Genomic DNA, 798 nt, shown 5'->3' with positions numbered 1-798 from the left:
GGAAATGAGATGGTTCCTGTTTACTATAAGAGTATTCACGGTATCGTCTACGATAATTCAGAACTGAAAAAGTAATGGCTACGCACTATCCCAAAAGGGCGAAGGCGTAGCCGAAGCTTTTTTTATTGGAAAAGTAACGGATTGAAGAAGGAACTAAAGAGGATTATCGGAAGAGACATTACACAAAGGGAGAGAAGAAAATGACCAGTCATTACAGAACAGAGCAGATAAACGGAGACATGCTGACACCTATTTCAGTATTTCAGAGACTCAAAGGAGAAAAGAAATTCATACTGGAAAGTTCAGATGGATATGGAAAGAAAAGCCAGTATTCCTTTATAGGGATGAACCCGTACAAGGAAATCATCGGGAACGGAAAGACTGTGAGGATCAAAGAAGGGAAACGGGAACAGACGTCATTGAAGAAGCCACTGGATGTCGTCAAGGCTCACATTCCAGAGATCACCCTGGATCTTCCTTTTCCATTTTACGGCGGAGCAGTCGGCTACATCGGGTACGATGCCATTCGAGAATATGAAGATATCGGGAGTCGGCTGAAAGATGAGATAGCCATGCCGGACCTTCATCTCATGTTCTATCAGGAACTGGTTGTGTTCGATCATGTCAGGCAGGAAGTGACGATCGTCGCATTGGACATTGAAGGAGATAGATGTAGAAAAGCATTCTATACCGATAAAAAAGAGGCGAAAAAAGGCAATGTGATCCAGCAGACGTGAATACACTGCTGGATCACATTGCTTTTTTTCTTGTCAAATGTCTCCAGCAAAGGTAAAATAA

At 42.6% G+C, this 798-nt stretch carries 1 protein-coding gene; it reads left to right on the top strand.

Annotated elements, in window-relative coordinates; translation table 11 throughout:
• Positions 1–200: 200 nt before the first annotated feature.
• The gene (locus ACYQ4S_RS12040) at positions 201–737 is read left to right on the top strand and encodes a hypothetical protein (protein ID WP_346025212.1); all 537 of its coding nucleotides are present in this window, start codon (positions 201–203) and stop codon (positions 735–737) included.
• Positions 738–798: the final 61 nt, after the last annotated feature.

This window comes from Alkalibacterium sp. s-m-28, from assembly GCF_054658175.1.
The sequence above is the reverse complement of the archived record's forward strand: the minus strand, read 5'-3'. Positions and strand labels throughout refer to the sequence as shown.

Coding starts and splice junctions, on each gene's coding strand:
- ACYQ4S_RS12040 (WP_346025212.1), top strand. CDS start 201: ATGACCAGTCATTACAGAACAGAGCAGATAAACGGAGACATGCTGACA.